Genomic DNA, 1379 nt, shown 5'->3' with positions numbered 1-1379 from the left:
AGTGGGCGGACTGGCGGACGACCGTGCGCTCCTCGGGCGCACCAGTACGGCCGAGCGCGTCTCGGACATCCTCAGGAGCCGCATCGCCGAGGGGTTCTTCCCGCCCGGCACGCGGCTGTCCGAGGACAGCATCGGCGGGGCGCTCGGCGTCTCCCGCAACACCCTGCGCGAGGCCTTCCGGCTGCTCACGCACGAGCGCCTGCTGGAGCACCAGCTCAACCGGGGCGTCTTCGTGCGCGTGCTCACCGACGAGGACGTGGCGGACATCTACCGCACCCGGTCCCTCGTCGAATGCGCGGTCGTGCGCGGGCTCGGCGAACCGCCGTTCGCGGTGGACGGGCTCGCCGACGCCGTGGCGGAGGGCCGGCGGGCCGCGCGCACCGGCGACTGGAAGGGCGTGTCCACCGCCAACATCCACTTCCACCGCGAACTCGTCGCGCTCGCCGGCAGCGCCCGCACCGACGAGCTGATGCGCAGCGTCTTCGCCGAACTGCGCCTCGCCTTCCATGTGGTGGACGACCCGCGGCGGCTCCACGAGCCCTACCTCGCGCGCAACCAGCAGCTCCTCGAAGCGCTCCAGGAAGGGCGGCGCGACGACGCCGAGGCGCTGCTCGCCGAGTACCTCGACGACTCGCTGCGCAGGGTGCTCGACGCGTACGGACAGCGCGGTGCGGAGGGCGCGCGGACCGGCGGCTGAACCCTGCCGGGTCTGCGCCGTTTCGACCGTTGTCAGACCGAGGACCTAGTCTGTGCACCGTGACTTCGCCTGCCGTTACGGACACCGCTCCGCCCCAGCTCAGCGCGGGGCCGCGGCCCGCTCTGGGCCCGGCCGCCGACGAGGGCCTGGCGCGCCGCCTGCGCGCCCTCGCCTGCACGGCTCCGCTGCACGACCTGGACGCCCGCAAGGCCAACCTCGCGGGCGAGTACTCGGTGTACGCGATGGCGGAGGTGGCCCTGTCCGCCATCGACCTCGTCACGCTGAACATGGACTTCGACACGGGCGCCGACCACGAGCAGATCGTGGCCAGGCTGCTCCCGCGCGTCGCCGCCCAGGCCCCGAGCCGCCCGGCCGCCGAGCACGAGCGCGTCGCCCGCTGGGTCCTGGAGAACCTGATCAACGTCGGCAGCGTCGACCGGGGCTTCCGCGCGGTATACGGCACTTTCGCCCCTGACGGCACGTATGTCCGCAGGGACTACGACTTCAAACTCCTCGAAGAGGTCCCCGGCTACGGCGGCGGTGTCTACCTGCGCACCACCGACGAGGCGGTCAACGTCCTGGTGGGCGCCCTCGACACGGACGTCACCAGCGCCCAGATCGCCGCCGAGGTGAAGCTGGAGGTCCTGATCAGCCGGGGCCGCCTCGCCGACGCCCAGCTCGC

The 1379-nt window shown here is 72.8% G+C and carries 1 protein-coding gene and 1 pseudogene; both read left to right on the top strand.

What is annotated here, in order from left to right:
• The first annotated feature begins 1 nt into the window (after position 1).
• The gene (locus AOK22_RS38620; protein WP_055703291.1) at positions 2-697 is read left to right on the top strand and encodes a GntR family transcriptional regulator; all 696 of its coding nucleotides are present in this window, start codon (positions 2-4) and stop codon (positions 695-697) included.
• A 59-nt stretch (positions 698-756) separates the two neighbouring features.
• A pseudogene (locus tag AOK22_RS38615) lies at positions 757-1379 on the top strand (hypothetical protein); the annotation flags it as partial.

The sequence above is a fragment of the Streptomyces silaceus genome (genome assembly GCF_001419745.1).
Taxonomy (GTDB): domain Bacteria; phylum Actinomycetota; class Actinomycetes; order Streptomycetales; family Streptomycetaceae; genus Streptomyces; species Streptomyces silaceus.
The sequence above is the reverse complement of the archived record's forward strand: the minus strand, read 5'-3'. Positions and strand labels throughout refer to the sequence as shown.